The organism is Streptomyces sp. NBC_01515, from assembly GCF_045040345.1.
Classification (GTDB): domain Bacteria; phylum Actinomycetota; class Actinomycetes; order Streptomycetales; family Streptomycetaceae; genus Streptomyces.
On the sequence record NZ_CP109416.1, the window covers coordinates 1 to 15996 of the forward strand.

Consider the following 15996-nt stretch of genomic DNA (forward strand, 5'->3'; position numbering starts at 1 on the left):
TGCCCCGGCAAGCCGGGGCATAGAGCGCGAATTGCGCAAGCGCAATTCGAATTCTCGCGTAAACGCGGAAATGGAATTCCGTAAACGGAATTCCGAAAGGAAGTCAATTCGCGCAAGCGCGAATTGGAGGCACCCGCGCAAGCGCGGTCGCCCGGGCTGGCAGCAAGGGGCGGTGCATCACGTGCGGGCCTGTGTAGCGACTGGGAATCCCAGCCATCTCCCCTACAGCGGAAGTGACGGACTGTCAGGTCGACAGGTGCCGGCCTCACCGCAGTGACGGGCTCCGCTGCGCTCCACCCGAACCCCTCCCCCACTCCCGAATCTGTCAACTGCATGGTTCGCGAATGTCCTGCCAGGCTACACTGAAACTCGCCGCGATGGGGTAGGGTTCGACGGTGTATCACTTCTGAGGATGAAAGTTGACTCAAGATAGATGCATCACGATGATGCACTGTGTAGAGTCTGGTATCAGACAGCACCACCCCCGGACCTCTCAACCGCTCCGGGTTTTCCCCTTTCTGATTGCGCGTCGTATTCCGCTAAAAGGAGAACACGGAAATGGCCGTGAAACTGCGTGACCACCAGACCGAGGCTGTCTCCGCCATTGTGCGCGGTCTCGACATCCCGCAGGGCGGCATTCCCTTCCATGGCCTGCGCGGGCAGGTGCACGCCGCGTGTGGCACGGGGAAGACCATCATTGCGGCGGCGTCGGCGAAGCGGCTTGTGCCCAAGGGGCGCGTTCTCGTGCTGGTGCCGACGCTGGATCTTCTGGCGCAGACGGTGAAGGCGTGGCACGACTTCGGGCACAAGGGGCCGGCGGTGGCAGTGTGTTCGCTGCAGGACGACCCGGAGCTGTGGGACCTTCGGGTGCGTTCGACCACGAACCCTGTGCAGCTGGCGCTGTGGCACGGGCAGGGTCCTGTGACGATCTATGCGACGTACGCCAGCCTGGGTGTCCTGGCCGAGGCTTTCGAGGGCGTCTACGGACAGCAACTGGCACCGGTGGACCTGGCGTTGGTTGATGAGGCGCACCGGACTTCTGGGTCGATGGGTAAGGCGTGGGCGGACGTCCACGACCAGACCGTGATCCCGGCACACCGGCGGCTGTACCTGACGGCCACGCCGCGGATCTGGGAAGAGCGGCTCAACCGAGAGGTTGCCGAGGGGGTGCGGGACCCGCTGCCGCGGGAGATGGCAGCGTCCATGGACGACGAGAAGGTCTTCGGTCCCGTCCTGTACAAACTCTCGCTCGCCTCTGCCGTCTCCCGGGGGTTGCTGGCGCGGTATCAGATCATCGTCCTGGAGCTCCAGGACCCGGTCGTCACCCCGGAACGGCTGATGGGCGAGGAGCGGCGCAGCGAGGAAGTGCGCGGGCAGCGACTGGGAGCCCTGCAGGCCGCGTTGCTGCACACGATGGCGCAGCACAATCTGCAGACGTGCATCACCTTCCATCACCGGACGATCGAGGCGCAGGCGTACGCGGAGGGCCTAGAGCGCGTGGCCGCCAAGCTGCACGCGGATCGGCCGGAGACGTACCCCGCTGGGGTCTGGGCGGACTGGCTGTGCGGCGAGCACGTCCCCGAGCGCCGGCGGGAAGTGCTGGGTTCGTTCGGGTCGACGGCGCAGCGGGCCGTGCTCTCGAATTGTCGTGTGTTGGGTGAGGGTGTCGATATTCGAAGCGTGGATTCGGTTGCCCTGTTGGACCCCAAGGGGGCGCCGCACGACATCGTCCAGGCCATCGGCCGGGCACTGCGGCAGAAGCCCGGGCAGGGCAAGCTCGCCTCCCTGATCGTGCCCGTCTTCCTCCAGCCGGGAGAACAGCCCGAGGACATGTTCACCTCCGGCTCATACAAGCCTTTGGTGAAAGTCCTGGAAGGGCTGCGGGCCCACGACGAAGAGGCCGTGGAACTGCTCGCCATCCCCCAGGAACCGCAGAAGGATGTGGCGCAGCCGTCTGTGAACATCGGTGTCGCGCCGGAAGAAGGCGAAGAAGAAGCCCGCCTGCTGCTCCGCTTTGCCGCTCCGCGTGATCCGGTGATGGTCGCGGACTGGGTGTCCTTCAACCTGATCGACACCGAACGTCAGGACTGGGCCCGCGGCTGGGCGAAGCTGAAGACGTACGTCGAACGGGTCGGGAACGCGAGGGTGCCCTACGGACACCGAGAGGGCGCGACACCACTTGGACAATGGGTCGCAGAACAACGACGCGCCTACGCAGCCGGGGAGATGAACGGGCAGCGCGCGCAGCGCCTGGAGCGGCTCGGCATGGTCTGGTCCGTAGCGGATGAGCGGTTCCAGGAGAACCTGGAAGCCGCCAAGGCGTACTACGACCAACACTGGACACTCTGCGCCCCCCGCACGGCGGCCATGCTGGACAGGCCGTTGGGGATGTGGCTCGCGAATTTGCGGCGTCCCGGCGCGCTGGACGACCACCCCGAGTGGAAGACGGCGCTGGAAGCCGTGGACGAGGACTGGAACCCGTCGTGGCCGGCCGACTGGCAACGCCACTACGCCGCACTCCGCGAACTCGTACGCGACGAAGACAGCCAAACCGGCGGACCCGATGTCCTGCCCGGCCTCACCGTCCACGGCATGGACATCGGACGATGGCTCAACAAGCAACGCCAACACGCCACTTGGACGAAACTGACGGCTCGGCAGCGCGAACGACTGGAACAGCTCGGCATCACACCGCTCACCCCGGAACCGCAGATGCCCGCGAAGCCCTCCATGACGCCCTCAGGGGCCTTCGAGAAGGGCGTGGCGGCCCTCGCGCAGTACAAGACCCGCACCGGCTCCGTGACCGTCCCACGGGGGCACGTAGAGGTGTTGCCGGACGGGTCGGAGGTGAAGCTCGGGGTGTTCCTGTCCAACACCAAGACTCGGCGCGCGAAGCTCAGCAGCGACAAACTCGCCGCACTCGCCGACCTCGGGCTCAACTGGGCGGTGGTGTGACGTTGCCGTGAGCTGGCCATTGGAAACACGTGGCCGCCCTGTGATCGCGCAGGTATGGTCGCTCGGCATAGAGAGGGCTGCGGATGAGCAAGAAGGTTGTGAAGCTGCCGGAGATCCCCGGGGCCGGTGAGGAACTCGAGGATTACATTGCCGCGCTTTTCCAAGCATCGAGCCACTTTGTAGAGAAGCAGATTGTGGAGTCCGATCCTGCTGACCTCCTTGAGCTCGACATCGTCACCACTGATTACGCGGATGAGCAAGCCCCGCGGCGGCTCATTGAAGTCAAAGGTGGCAAATGGGGGTACACGGAACTCTTCAAGGTCGTCGGTTGGATGCAGTACCTGAAGATCCACCAGGGCGCCTTCTTCCACACCCGTTGGGACGACCGCGAGACAGCCCCCACCCGAATGGGCCCTCTGGGGCTTGAGGTCATCTGCTTCAACGACTTCCAGGCCGCTCCAAAACAGTTCTCGGAAAAGGGCTTCGGCACCTTCGTGGAGCCGGAGCTCATCGACCTGTGGCGGTTCTCGTACGGGGTGGAGCGTAAGTTCGTCCATCTCATTCATGAGCGGGCGAAGAAGGGCGAGCAGGGCGCCAGGTCGGCGAAGACCTACCATCGCCAGATCAACAACGGCACCTTCCTCGCGCGGGCTCCCGAAGAGTCTGTGGCGATGCTGTACGAGGCGTACCAGGAGCATCCACAGTTGACGCGCGGCTATGCGCATGAACTCGATGGAGGCACGTTTGACCCACAGTCGGCGCCCGCCAGCAGCCCGAGCTACCAGGCGATGCTCAGGGGGAAGTATCCGGAGTTGCAGGCATGCACATACCTCGAGCATCGTGCCCGCCTGGCCATCCTCAAGGCCGCCGTCGACTACGCGCTCGCACACCCCGACGGCGCGCCGGAGTTCAATATGTCGGAGGACCGAGGGGTTTTCATCTTCCAAGGGCTGACTTACCACACCCTCCCTTCGACCTTCCACACCGGCATGGAGTGGCTGCGGGAGCAGCCGAGCTTCCGACGCTACGCGACCTTCTGGCAGCAGTTTCTGTGGGGCTGGGGAGGGTTTTACCTTGAAGACCGGAAGGAGCAGGAGTTCGATTGGATGTCGAAGTACTCCAGCATCCCGGTCGACGAGATCCCGACGGCGCTCGAAGCCTTCGACCACTTCTTCCCCATCTCAGACGGGTGGTTCACCACAGCGGGGGCAACGGACGTCCGCATGGTCAAGCTGGTGCCGTGGGTCTTTCAGGGACTTGGCGCCCACCACCGCCGCGTCCAGTACGGACTGATCGACCAGCCTGACCTTTCCGCTCTGAACCCGAGCTCCTGGTACACCCTCGCTGACCTTCACAAACGCATCGGCTGCGCTGTCGACTTCCTGCTCCTGACGGACAAGGAGCTCAAGTAGTCGAACTGGGCCTGAAGCACCGGGGCCACACGATTGTTGTGCCCACTCCGATGAATTCGGAGCGGGCACGGTCAAGAAGCCGATGCCTTTCGCACAGAAGGAGATCTACGCCGCAACCGCCCAGCTCGGCCCCTGAAACGAGCGGTAGGCAGCGGGCCGTTCGTCTCGTGTCAGGAATTACCCGGTGGATCCGGTTTCGCCGCCGCCTGCACAGGCGCCGTCTGCCGGCACGTTGGCGTAATCGACCCCGGGAAAGAGCCGGATACGGCTCTCATCGACGCGGACTCTGGCTGGCCGCGGAGCGTCATCCGAGAGGCGGCACAACACATCCGCTTCACGGCGGCCGTCCCTCGTAGTGTGCCAGGATCGCAACTGGCCGAAGCGACGTTTCCCGTCGGCGGTCTCCACGAGGACGAGCGGGCCGGGTGCGCGTCCCGGCCCCTCGGTGACCTGGGCGAAGAAGCCTTCCTGGCGGAGCCGGGTGCACAAGTCCACCAGTGAGGATGCCTGGGTGCTTCCCAGTTCCATGCCTATCTCGAAGTGCTCTTGAAGACCGAGGGAGGACAGGTTCGCGCTGCCGAAATAGCCAGTGGCGCGGTCGGCGACTACGAACTTGGCGTGCATGATGCCGGGGTTGGCCCCGGTCCACCAGTACAAGGACGTTCTTCCGTAGTCGGCGCAGTCTTTGACGAGATCGTTCAGGGGTTGGGCCCGGCTGCTCGGGTCGTGGGCGTAGAAGTGGACGGCGACCTGACGCTCGGCGACAGCGGGCAGCAAAACCTCGCGCAGCAGGTCGCAGCCGTGGCGGTTCCAGAAGGGGCCGCCGATGTGGAGTTCGCTGTTGGCCCCGGCGATGACGTCCTGGACTAACAGGTCCAGGCGTCGGACGGGGGGCGCTACCAGGTGGGCGGCGGCTCGGGGGGTGGTGAACACCAGAGGGCGCTCGGATGGTGGTGCTGCAGGCGGTGGGTCAAGGCCGTCCAGGACGTCCAGGAGCACCTGGAGTTGAGAGAGGCGGGCAGGGACGAGCCCTGTGTTCCGGCCTGAGACCAGTAGGCCGCACTCGGCGGCGAGCTGGCGTACGGCGGTAGCGTAATCGTCTGCGACCCCGTGCACACGGAGGGCGTCAAGGGTGTCGGCTCTGGCGACCTCCCGTGTCCATTCGGCGGCTGCCGCGTAGCTGCCCGCGAGGCGCTCCAGTAGCTGGGCGAGCGGGACCAGCGGTCGCAGTTCGTCGGTCATGTGTGGCTCGAGGCGGCCGTGTGGCGGAGGAACTCTGCGGCAAGGCCCCGGTCGAGGTCGTCGTTGAATAGCCGGCAGCCGAACGTGAGGTAGACGCAGCGTTCGCAGCACCGTGGTGAGGACTGATGGCACAGCGGGTCGTTCTCGCAGCTGAGCACCGAGTCTGCGGTGCTCTCCAGCCAGCTGAGCACGCGGTTGCTGAGCAGGGTCCACAGTGATCCGAGAGTGAATTCACGGACGTTGTCGGCGTAGATGGCGACGGTGAGCGCCTTCGTGACGACCCATTCGGCGAGCGTGTTCTCGGCCAGTCCTACTTGGCCGTCGTCCAGGGACCGAAGCAGGAGGTGGCCGAGGGTGTGGATGACCGTGTGTACGGTTGCTGCCGCGCGGACGGCTTCCGGATCATCCTGATCCGTGAACAGTTCCAGCAGCCGCTGGCGGGCCGCCGATTCGTCTTCGGCCGCCCCGACGGCGAGTCCTTTGGCGATCAGGAACGATAGGACGGAACGTGCAGAGAAGGTGACCAGGAGGGCTTCAGTGTCGGATGCTGCGACGTAGACCGGGTACTTCCCGTCGTGGTGGTACTTGTTGTGGAAGCCGGTCAAGACGCCCCGCTCGGGCTCGTGCTCCTCTCTGGTGTAGCCGAAGGCAACTCGGGCTACGGGAAACTCCCAGGTGACCGCGATCTCTGCAATCCCCAGGGTGCGGGCCTGCTCGCGGGCGCGCTCCGTGGTCTGCTGGGCCAGCCGGTCCTGGAGCTCGGCGAAGCGCGCACACTGGTCGTCGAGGGTGATGCGCTGGATCTGAGCGGGGTCGAAGACGGCTGCGCGTTCCACGAAGGGGCGGTCTGCACCGAGCAGCTCCCACCGCGCGTTGTCGGCGTCCGTGTTCGGCAGAGCAGCCAGGCCGCTCTCCTCGGGGCCCATCACTCTGCGGAGCTGCTCAATCTCCTCCTCCCCCATGTGGATCTGGCGCAGTTGCTCTTCTCTCTGTTGCCATTCCTGCGGGGACAGGCGCGTCACCGTGACTCCGTGGGAGGCATCGCCGATGCCCTGGGCGAGGGAGCCAATCAGATTCAGATAGTGGGCGGCCGCGATCCGGCCGCGCTGGGGATGGCGCTGGTACTGCCGGAACTCGGAGTTGTCGATGTTGACGAGCTGCAGGGCATGGACCTGGTAGGCGCGGGTGTCGTTGAACGTCCTTGCACGCATCATGGCGCGGCCGGCGGCGTCCTTCCATTCGCAGCCGCAAGGGGACTGCGATGTCCCCTGGAGCTTCACTCCGCCGCAGCCTGGGCCGACGCAGCGCCAGAGGGCGGTGACGAAGCTTCCCGTGTTCTCGAACACGATGTGGTCGTAGCCGTGCGCGGGAACACGGCACTTGGGCACGTACATGGGGCGGACGCGTCCGCAGTTGTGCGCGTTGAAGTACGGGAGCTGCCGCAGCTGTGCGCCGCAGGTGCGGCACCGGGGGTCAGCCGCGAGTTGCTGGGCTTTCATGTACGTGCGCACGCGGCGGCAGGAGCGGCGGACGCATTCGAGGACGAGCGGGAACACCTCGAAGCGGACGAGGTCGGGACTGACCAGGACGAAGTTCTGCCGCAATCGGCCCTGCGGCACGGGCAGGGCGGCTCTGGCGTCCTCGCTCCAGCGCTCTAGGTAGCGGGAGATCTCGTCGTAGATGACGTCTTCGTTGAGCTTCTTGACCACGTCCCCGTCGACTGCCTGGACCCTGCCTCGCAGCCGCTGCTCGTGGCGGAAGACGGCACCGGGCAGGAAGGCGGTCATGGCCTGGCTACGGCTGCGGTTCATCCTCGCCCCCCTTGCTGTCGGCGGTGTTGGTGGCGAGCGCTTTGAAGGCGTCCTGGCTGCTGGTCAGTGACTGGAACGATGTGCTCTTGTCGATGTCGCGGAAGCTGGTGAGCGGCTGTTGGAGGAAGAGGTAGGCGGTGCGCCTTTCCTCTGCGCCCTTGTTGAGGTTGGGCCGTTCCTCCTGCCGCCAGGTCTCCATGATCCGCTCAACGAGGTCGTTCTCCAGTCCGCGCCCGTTTACGCCCGCCACGCGCTCGCGATAGCAGGCGGGGATGCGTCGTTCCAGCCAGGGGTCGAGGAGTGGTCGTTGGGCGCTCCACCAGCGCTTGAAGTCTTTGGAGTAGTCAGCCCCTTCCGGTGGTGGCTTCAGCGCGGGGTCGCGGGCGGCGTCGTGGAGCAGCGCCAGCACGATGCCGGGCAGGGTGCGCCGGGCTGCGAAGTAGGCGTACTTGTTGACGGGCACGGGGGTGACCATGCGGTCGAGCAGGCGGTGGTAGCTCAGGAAGTTGGAGAACATGGAGCGTTCGCGGCGCGAGACGGGGTCGTAGACGGTGACGACGAGGCCTGCGTGGGTTCGCCCGGCCCGGGCGGTGACCTGGATGTAGTCGGCGGCGGTCGGCGGCATGCCGGCCAGGACCAGGAGGTTGAGGCGCTCTAGGTCCACCCCGTGGCTGAGCACGCTGGTGCCGACCAGGGCACGCAGCCGCTCTCCTCGTGGTGTGTCCAGGTGCTCGCGTTGGACCCGGGCGATGGCCGCCGCGAGGTCGGGAACCGGGACTTCGCCGGTGAGCACCGCGTGCTCGACGCGGTCGAGGCCAGCGTGCTGCAGGTCGTCGGAGAGCTGGCCGAGCTCCTCGTCGAGCTGGGTGCCGTGCTGCTTGCTGTTCACATAGGCCAAGGAGACCTCGTAGGGGAAGAGGAGCCGTGGGAGGTCCGAGTCGGGCAGCCCGTGCAGGGCGAGGCGCTCGCGCAGGGCCTTGGGCTCCTCCTGGAGCCGGGCGATCTCGGTGAGGAGCTCGCCCTGCACGATCGCGGCGACGTCGGCTTTGCGGCGCTTGTGCGGGAGCACTCCGATGTGAACGCGCCGGAAGTCGGGCCGGGTGGTGGTGTAGAAGCTCTCGCCGAGTGTCCATCCCGGTGCGGGGAAGGCGCGGGGACGGCGGCCGTAGAGCTGGCGGAGCTGGTCCTGGTACTGCTCGATGGTGGCGGAGGCGCCCAGTACTTTGCTGGGCAGACCGCTGCCTGCTCCTGACTGGAGTTCGGCGATCAGGCCTTCGTAGTGCGCGTTGAACGCGCCGAGCTCCTCCTTGAGGAGGTGCATCTCGTCCTGAACCGTCAGTGCCGGTACCGGGTCCTTGATCGGGCGGGCCGTCGGGTAGCCGCCCTTCGGCGCGGTGCAGTGGCTCGGTCCGGCCAGGCAGGCTCCAATACGCGGGAAGGAGAAGTAGCCATGCTCGGCGCAGCGATGTCTCGGTCCGTGATGGAACGCGGTGAACTCGGGGAACCAGCTGTGCCCGGTGAGTTTGTCGACGGTGGAGATGACGATCGCCGGCAGGGTGCGGTAAACCTCGACGTCGCTCACGTGCAGGGGCAGGATCCGCTGGCAGGCGGCGCACTCGTGATGCAGGCGGACCGCGTCGGTGTCCAGGCGCAGCCGTACGCTGTCGCGCTCACAGTAGGGACAGGTGATCACGAGCCGGTCGCGCAGGTGGTCTTCGGCGAAGGTCCCCGCCCGGGTGGCGGCGGCCTCGGTCTCCCAGCCGCGCCACCAGCCCCGCTCCCAGTGGAGGTCGTTGGGACTGCCCGCCCCGCCCGCCAGGTAGCCGAGCGCGAAGGGGTCGTCGTGGGGGGATCCGATCCGACGTTCGACGCGAAGTCCCTCGGCGGCGATCAGCATGCGCAGGGTGCGGTCGAGTTGCTGCACGCTGAGCATGCGCAGCGGGAAGCGCAGCCAGGCGGTGACCCCTGCGTGCTTGCCTCGCAGCCGGTCGTAGAACAGGGCCGTGAGGATCAACCCCAGGTACGCCTCGGTCTTCCCCCCACCCGCGGGGAACCACAGTACGTCGGTGTGGTCGAGTTCAGCGCGCAGGTCCGCACGCTGCGGGTGCTCGCGCACGGCGAGGGCCGGCAGGTGGGAGACGATGTAGACCAGTTGGAAGAGCCGCCAACTGTCGTACGTGCGGCCTTCGTTGACACGGGCGAAGACCTCGTTGGCGAGCTGGAAGGCACGTTTGAGGTCCGGGTCCAGGTCCAGGCATTCGCGGCCGAGGCCGAACCGCTTAGCCTCGTCGTCGAACTGGGCGCGGTCGGCTTCGATGGCCTTGTGGTGCGGCAGCTGTTGGGCGGCACGGCAGGCGGCGGCGAACTCCCGGGAGTAGCGGGCCATCGCGACTTCGACGGAGTCCAGGATCGGGGCCGGGTCGTCGGCGAGCTCACGCCACTGCGGGTGCCGCACCCCGGCTTGGCGGGGCACGACAGTGCGTTGGACGTGGACGGGCAGGGTCTCGGTCCGCAGGCCGCTGCCATGGGGGACTGCTGCGCAGCCGGTGCCGCGGCCGATCACCTCCGCCAGCGCCTCCAGCCGGTAGTCGCGGGGGGCGAGGTGGAAGCGCTGGGGCACGATGCTGATGCCGTCTCCGGGCAGGACCGCGAAGCGGCAGTCGTACACGGAGAGGTCTTGCCAGTCGCTCTGCGCCGTGTCGCTTTGGTTGTGCAGGGAGACGCGTATGAGGTGGTCGCCGCCGTCCAGGGCTTGGGCGTGCGCGGACAGCACCAGCTGGGGTGCGCAAGGGGTTGCGTCGCGGTCCAGCAGTGCCGCGACGTGGCGGTGGAAGGTCTCCTCGTCGGCCATGGCCTCCGCGGGGAGCACGTTGCGCCTGCGTCGGCCCTGGCGGCTCTGCGGCCCTGCGGTGAGCGGGCGACGGGCATCGGATCCGGCGAAGTGCGTGTCCACCGCGCGGCGGACCGCCCGGTCCAGCACCTGCTGGGCCTCGCTGAACGCGTGCGGATCGACGTCGCCTTCTCCTAGCGGCACTTCGATGACCAGGTCGGGCACGTGGACGTCGTGGCGGCGCCAGACGCCCAGCAGCTCTCCCGGCCGGGTCTGTGCGCCGGATGGGTCTTCATCGCCGCGCAGGTACTCCCTGTGCTCGGTGTAACTGGCAATGTCCTCCAGGTACAGGGCGAATCGGCAGTGGACGGCGAGTTGTGCGGTCCTGCGGCCGGGGATGGTACGCACCCGGAAGTCGAGTGCCAGGACCGGGGGCGTCTGTGTGCCGCGCAGGGATTCGACGGGCCGGCTCGGGTCGGCCGTCGCCTCGTCTGGTGCCAGCAGGTGTCGCGGCGGGACCACGGCGGCGGGCAGCACTCCGACGACCACGTGGTCGCGTGGTGTCCACGGGGGTTTGTGCGGGGCACCGCTGCGGTCGGCGAGCCTGTCGGCGAGGACCTGCGTCAGGTGGTCGATCAGCACCGTCTCCCGCTGGTTGTCCGCAGCACTGTCGGGGTGCGGCGCCAGCGGGTTGTTGCGGGCATCGTTCACGGCGCCTCCTGTGGTGAGCTGCTTGCGCTGCGGGGACCTGGCGCGCGGTCCAGGGCGGACGCGGACACGCTCTTCTGGCCGCCGACGCGGCGGACGACGACCAGGTCGAACTCCTCAAGGACCTCCGAGACGTCGATCCCGGAGCACAGTGTCTTTAGCTGGCGAAGGGCGGGGCCTTCCGTGCCCCGTACGGCCTCGGTCATCGCTGCAGCCGCGGTGTGGCCCAGCGCCCGGTGTAAGCGGCGTAGTTCCTCCGCCATGCGAGCCAGGCGCTGCCACGTGCCTCCCGAGGTCAGCCGGGTGTCCCGGGCCAGCAGGGCAACCCGGTGGATGTCTTGCGGGTCCTCCGGGGCGATGACGCTGCCGTCGGCCCATTTACTCACCGCCTGCCATGACGAGACCTCGCTCCCGAGGTTCTTCAGGGCGGTGAGCACGTTTGGCCACGACCCTCGCTGCTCGTGCACGGCGATGATGGCCTGGCGGAAGAAGCCGATCATCGTGTCCATGGCGGTCACCTCGGCGCTGTCGTGCATCACCATGACGAGCCGGTCGTGGAGTCTGGACTGCCCGTCGCCGCGTGCGCGCAGGAGCCGGCTGCCGGGGGTGAGCGCGGCCACGGGCACCCTGGCGTAGCGCTGGCCGATGAGGACATCGACCTGCTCGTCACTGCGCAGCCAGAGCACCGCCCCTTCGGGCTCGGTGAGCACGGCCGTGGCCGGCACCGGGCCGTCCGCCGCCACCGCTGTGGCACCGCGGCCGGGGGCCGCCGGGGTGCTGATGGCCCTGGCCGGGGCGTCGTAGTCCTCGAAGAGAGCCGAGAGATCGAGGGCGAGTCGGCTGTCACGCTGGGGCGAATCGTCTGGTGCGGAGGACGGTCCGGAGAAGTCGACGGGGCCGTACGCGACGGGCAGCGGGGGCGTCGCCGGCTCCGGTACCTCGCCCAGCCGCAGCACCGCGGCAGTCTGGCGTATCTGCTCGTGCCAGTCGTGCAGCGCGCGGCCGGCCGAACGCTCCAGCCACGTGTACTCGCTCTGCTCCACCACGGCGACGTGTTCATCGGCAGCACCGGAGAACAGCACGCCGGTGCGCAAGGTCGAGGGGACACCGAGGTGAAGCTCGAACCTCGGCGAGGGGTCCCAGGCCAGGCGTTCCGTATAGGGCATCACGTGCAGCGCACCGGTTGCCCCGGCGACGGGCCCGGGCCGGGGGGCGAGCAGCAGGGAATCGGCATCACCGCCGAGTGCGTCGGCCAGTTCCTCGGCGACAGCTGCGGCGGCAGAGCGGGAGCGGGTGCGGACGAGAACGGGGACGCCTGCCCGGTCGGCCCGCGCCCAATCGATCAGCGCGAGCAGTAGATCCCAGCGCGGGTTGCCGTCGTACAGCAGTTCATACAGGTTCAGCACGCCGCGCCGAAGGTCGGGCCATTGGGTCTCGCGGAACAGCCCCCACGGCCCGGCCCGGCCCTCCAATGTCCCGCGGGACACCGACCGGGCCAGCGCCCGTGCGCCGCTGCCGCGCCCCATCAGTACCTGCCAGGTGTCTTGCCTCCCGATCGAACCCCAGCTGCACCACAGCAGGTTGAGCAGACGCACGGCGTCGGCGATCGGCTGCGGCCAGGGCTCCAACGTGTGGACACGCCGTGCTGCGACCACACCCGCCACGACCGTCCGGTATAGCTCGGCGAGCTGCTCGTGGCGGTATACCGCCACGCTTGGTGCGGCTGCCGGGCGGTGGGCGAGGAGGGCGTTGCTGGTCAGGGGGCCGTATGCGGGGCGGTGCCCGAGGGTGTGCCGCACGTCGACGCGCAGCGCGGGAGTCCACGGCCACTGCATCCAGGCCCGGCTGCTGCCCGGCTGAGTGCCCAGGTCGGCCACGGCCACTACACGAGCGGCGCCGTGCTCGCTCGCCCAGGCCAACGCGCGCTCCCAGGACCGGTCGTTGGCCATGCTGGTGCGGTCGATGACGACAGTGCCGACGCTGGTCCCCAGTGAGGGCCTGCCGAGCGCGGTGTTGAGGTAGAACAGCCCCGAGGGCGAGTCGACAGCCCTGGTGATCTTTCCTTGGAGGTCAACGACCCGCCCGTCACCGCGGATTCTCTGCATGCGCAGGGCTCGCGAGAGGTTCTGCCTGCCGATCGCGAGCTGTGCCAGCCGTACGGTGACGTTGGTGCGCAGTCCGACGACGACCACCGGTCCGTCAGGGACCGGGCAAGGTGATTTGCCGGTCAGCTCTGCCCCGCGCCGTACGAGCTGGAGGTAGATCCCGATCAGCACGGCCAGGTCGTGTTGCCCGCGCGGGAGGCCCAGGTACACGCTGCGTTGATCACTCGATAATGCGCGGGACAGCAGGGTCAGGGTGGCACGGTCCAGCGGGCCGAGATCGACGGTGCGTCCGCGGTCCGTCATACGAAGGGCCTGCACGCGCTCGAAGAAGTCGGCCGGGTCTGCGTCGGGAGGGACGAGACAGTCCAGATACGTCACGCGCGCCATCACCCACCTGGTATCCCCCGACTACCTGCCGTTACAGTAACGCACGTTGACAGGCCGTCACCTGCTCCTGCCCAATCCGAGGGCGGTGGATCCGGGTTCGGACCACCGGGGGCGTACACATGAACGAGAAGCCAGGGGCGGGCCTCCCCCCGGTCTCACTCCTCGAGGCCGGGCCGGCGCCAGTGGAGTGGAGCCTGATCGCCGAGCACGAGTCGTGGCGCAAGGAGGTGCACCGGCCCGCGACCTACGTGCACAAGTGGTGGGCGAGGCGCCTGGGCAGCGTCGCACGCCACTTACTGTTGGCTGCCGTGTCCGGGCCGGACGACTCCGTTGCGGACGCCGCGGCCAGGCTGCGGGGGCTCGTCGTCTATGACCCCTTCGCCGGATCGGGCACCACCCTTGTCGAGGCGGCCAAACTCGGGGCCGCCGTCGTCGGCCGCGACATCAACCCCGTCGCGACGCTCACCCAGCGGCAGGCGCTGCAGCCATGGGATCTAGAGGTGCTCGCGGACCTCTTCGGGCAGGTCGTCAGGAAGTGCGCCCGTCCCGTCCAGGAACTGCACCGCACCGTCTCCAACGAGCCGGTCCTGCACTACTTCTGGGTGGCCCTCGCGTACTGCCCGGAGTGCGGTGAGGACGTGGAGCTCTTCACCACCCGGGTCTTCGCCCGCCATGCGTACCCGCGCCGATTCCCCCGCGCCCAGGCCGTATGCCCGGGCTGCCGGGGCATCTGCGTCACCGACCTGAGCAAGGACGAGAGGGGGCACTGCCCCGCCTGCGGCCTGACCTTCCCGTTCCAAGGGGCCGCACGCGGAAGGTTCATGACATGCCGTCACGGGCACCGCACCTCTGTCATTGGTGCGCTGAACGGCGCCGTCCCGGAGCGGCGCATGTACGCGAAGTTGGTGTTGCGCGCCGACGGCAAGCGTGAGTACCGGGCGATCGACGACTTCGACCTCTGCCTGTACGACAAGGCGGCGAAGTCCCTCGCCGACACATCCCCCGATGAGCTCGTACGTCCGCTCGGCGCGCTGGAGGAAGGCGTCAGCACGGTCCAGGCGCTGCGCTGGGGGTACGACTCCTGGGAGCGGTTCTTCAACGAGCGCCAGCGTTACAGCCTCGGGCTGATCGGCGCGGCGCTGCGCGATCTCCCCGGGGCCTCCGCGGAACGCGAGGCGCTCATCGCATCGTTCGGCAGAACCGTCGAACACCACAATCTGTTCTGCTCCTACAAGGGGGAAGGCACCGGCCCGGTCCGCTCGGTCTTCCACAACCACGTACTGCGACCGGAGCGGTGCAGCGTCGAAGGAGACCCCTGGGGCGCCCAAGGGGGATCGGCCGGATTCTCCGGGGCGCTCACCCGGCTACACAAAGCGGCCCAGTACAAGAGCACCCCGCTGGACTTCAGGGCCGAGGCCGATCGGATCCTCGCCGTCGACCAGTCCTCGCTGCCCGTCGCCCGCCCCCTGAGCACGACGTGGCAACAGTTTGTGCGGGATCCCGCAACGGCCTACACCACCACCGGCGACGCCTCGCGAACGGATCTCCCCGACAACAGCGTGGACCTCATCGTCACCGACCCCCCCTACGTCGACAACGTCCACTACTCGGAACTGGCCGACTTCTTCCACGCCTGGCTCAGCGCCATGCGCCCCTACCAGGGCTACCCGGACATGCCCAGCACCCGGACCGTCCAAGAAGTACAGAACGCCGCCCCTGACGGATTCCAAGCCACCGCAGCCCGCGTCTGGCGCGAGTGCCGACGCGTCCTCAAGCCCGGCGGCTGCCTCCTGTTCAGCTTCCACCAGTCGCAGACCACGGGCTGGTGCGCTCTGATGCGGTCACTGTCCGACGCCGGCTTCACCGTCACCACCACCCGCGCCGTGATCGCCGAAGTGGCGACCAGTCTCTCCAAGACCGCAGCGGCGGAGCCCAACCGCATCGACGTCATCGTGCTGTGCCGGGACGCTGCCGGCACGTCTGCCGGGGCAGCCCCCGACGTCGACCAGGCCGCCGCGCAGGCGCTGTCGGAAATCCAGAGCCTCAGGAGGGCCGGACTGCGGGTGGGCCCCGGCGATGTCCGCACCGCCGTACGCGCCGCGGTCCTCGCGGCGGGAACACGCCAGGCAGCCGCCGACTGGGAGATGCTGCAAGCAGAGGCAGACCAGCGAGCCACGGCGGCGGTAGCGGAATTCAGCACCACCTGACTCCTCCGGGGCCAGTGCCAGCCACATCCGACCTGGCCCAGGCCAGCGAGGGGAACGGGGTACGGCGCCAACACGCAGCGCGCCCAACGGCGAAGCCCCGCCCTCGCACTGCTGCAGTCGCCTGCCGGGAATGGGGCGGCGTCGCACTACTCACGGCCGCCCCCGTGGTCCGACTCAGAGCCGGTCGCGGTCCTGCAGCGGCGTTACCCGGTAGAAGACGCGCGGAAGACGGGGCCGAGGTCAAACTCGGGGTGTGGATCATGAACCAGAAGGACGCCGCGCGAAGCTCACCGTCGACAAACTCGCCGCGCTCGCTGCGCTGGAATGGGAAAGGTTAAG

At 67.9% G+C, this 15996-nt stretch carries 7 protein-coding genes; 3 read left to right on the plus strand and 4 right to left on the minus strand.

Annotated elements, in window-relative coordinates; genetic code table 11:
- Nucleotides 1–558 precede the first annotated feature (558 nt).
- Both OG407_RS00005 and OG407_RS00010 read left to right on the plus strand, forming a co-directional pair.
- Nucleotides 559–2955: a Helicase associated domain protein gene (locus tag OG407_RS00005; RefSeq protein ID WP_405853752.1), complete on the plus strand. Its 2397-nt coding sequence runs from the start codon at nucleotides 559–561 to the stop codon at nucleotides 2953–2955.
- Between the two features lie 83 nt (nucleotides 2956–3038).
- A complete protein-coding gene (locus OG407_RS00010; protein WP_405853754.1) occupies nucleotides 3039–4367 on the plus strand; it encodes a hypothetical protein in 1329 nt (442 codons plus the stop codon).
- Nucleotides 4368–4544: 177 nt separating this feature from the next.
- On the opposite strand, the gene OG407_RS00015 is transcribed toward OG407_RS00010, so the two are convergent.
- From OG407_RS00015 to OG407_RS00030, 4 genes are read right to left on the minus strand one after another with little or no spacing between them, the layout of a single operon-like run.
- Nucleotides 4545–5609 (minus strand): phospholipase D-like domain-containing protein, encoded by a 1065-nt coding sequence (locus OG407_RS00015; RefSeq protein WP_405853756.1) that lies wholly within the window; start codon nucleotides 5607–5609, stop codon nucleotides 4545–4547.
- On the minus strand, nucleotides 5606–7420 hold the full coding sequence (locus OG407_RS00020) for a hypothetical protein (RefSeq protein WP_405853758.1): 1815 nt from the start codon (nucleotides 7418–7420) through the stop codon (nucleotides 5606–5608). The genes OG407_RS00015 and OG407_RS00020 overlap by 4 nt, the downstream gene beginning before the upstream one ends.
- Complete coding sequence (locus OG407_RS00025; RefSeq protein WP_405853760.1) at nucleotides 7404–10961, minus strand: helicase-related protein; 3558 nt, start codon at nucleotides 10959–10961, stop codon at nucleotides 7404–7406. The genes OG407_RS00020 and OG407_RS00025 overlap by 17 nt, the downstream gene beginning before the upstream one ends.
- Entirely contained in the window at nucleotides 10958–13450 is a 2493-nt protein-coding gene (locus tag OG407_RS00030) for a hypothetical protein (protein ID WP_405853762.1), read from the minus strand. The genes OG407_RS00025 and OG407_RS00030 overlap by 4 nt, the downstream gene beginning before the upstream one ends.
- A 119-nt stretch (nucleotides 13451–13569) precedes the next feature.
- Between OG407_RS00030 and OG407_RS00035 the strand changes: the two genes are divergently transcribed.
- Nucleotides 13570–15657 (plus strand): DNA methyltransferase, encoded by a 2088-nt coding sequence (locus tag OG407_RS00035; protein ID WP_405853764.1) that lies wholly within the window; start codon nucleotides 13570–13572, stop codon nucleotides 15655–15657.
- Nucleotides 15658–15996: the final 339 nt, after the last annotated feature.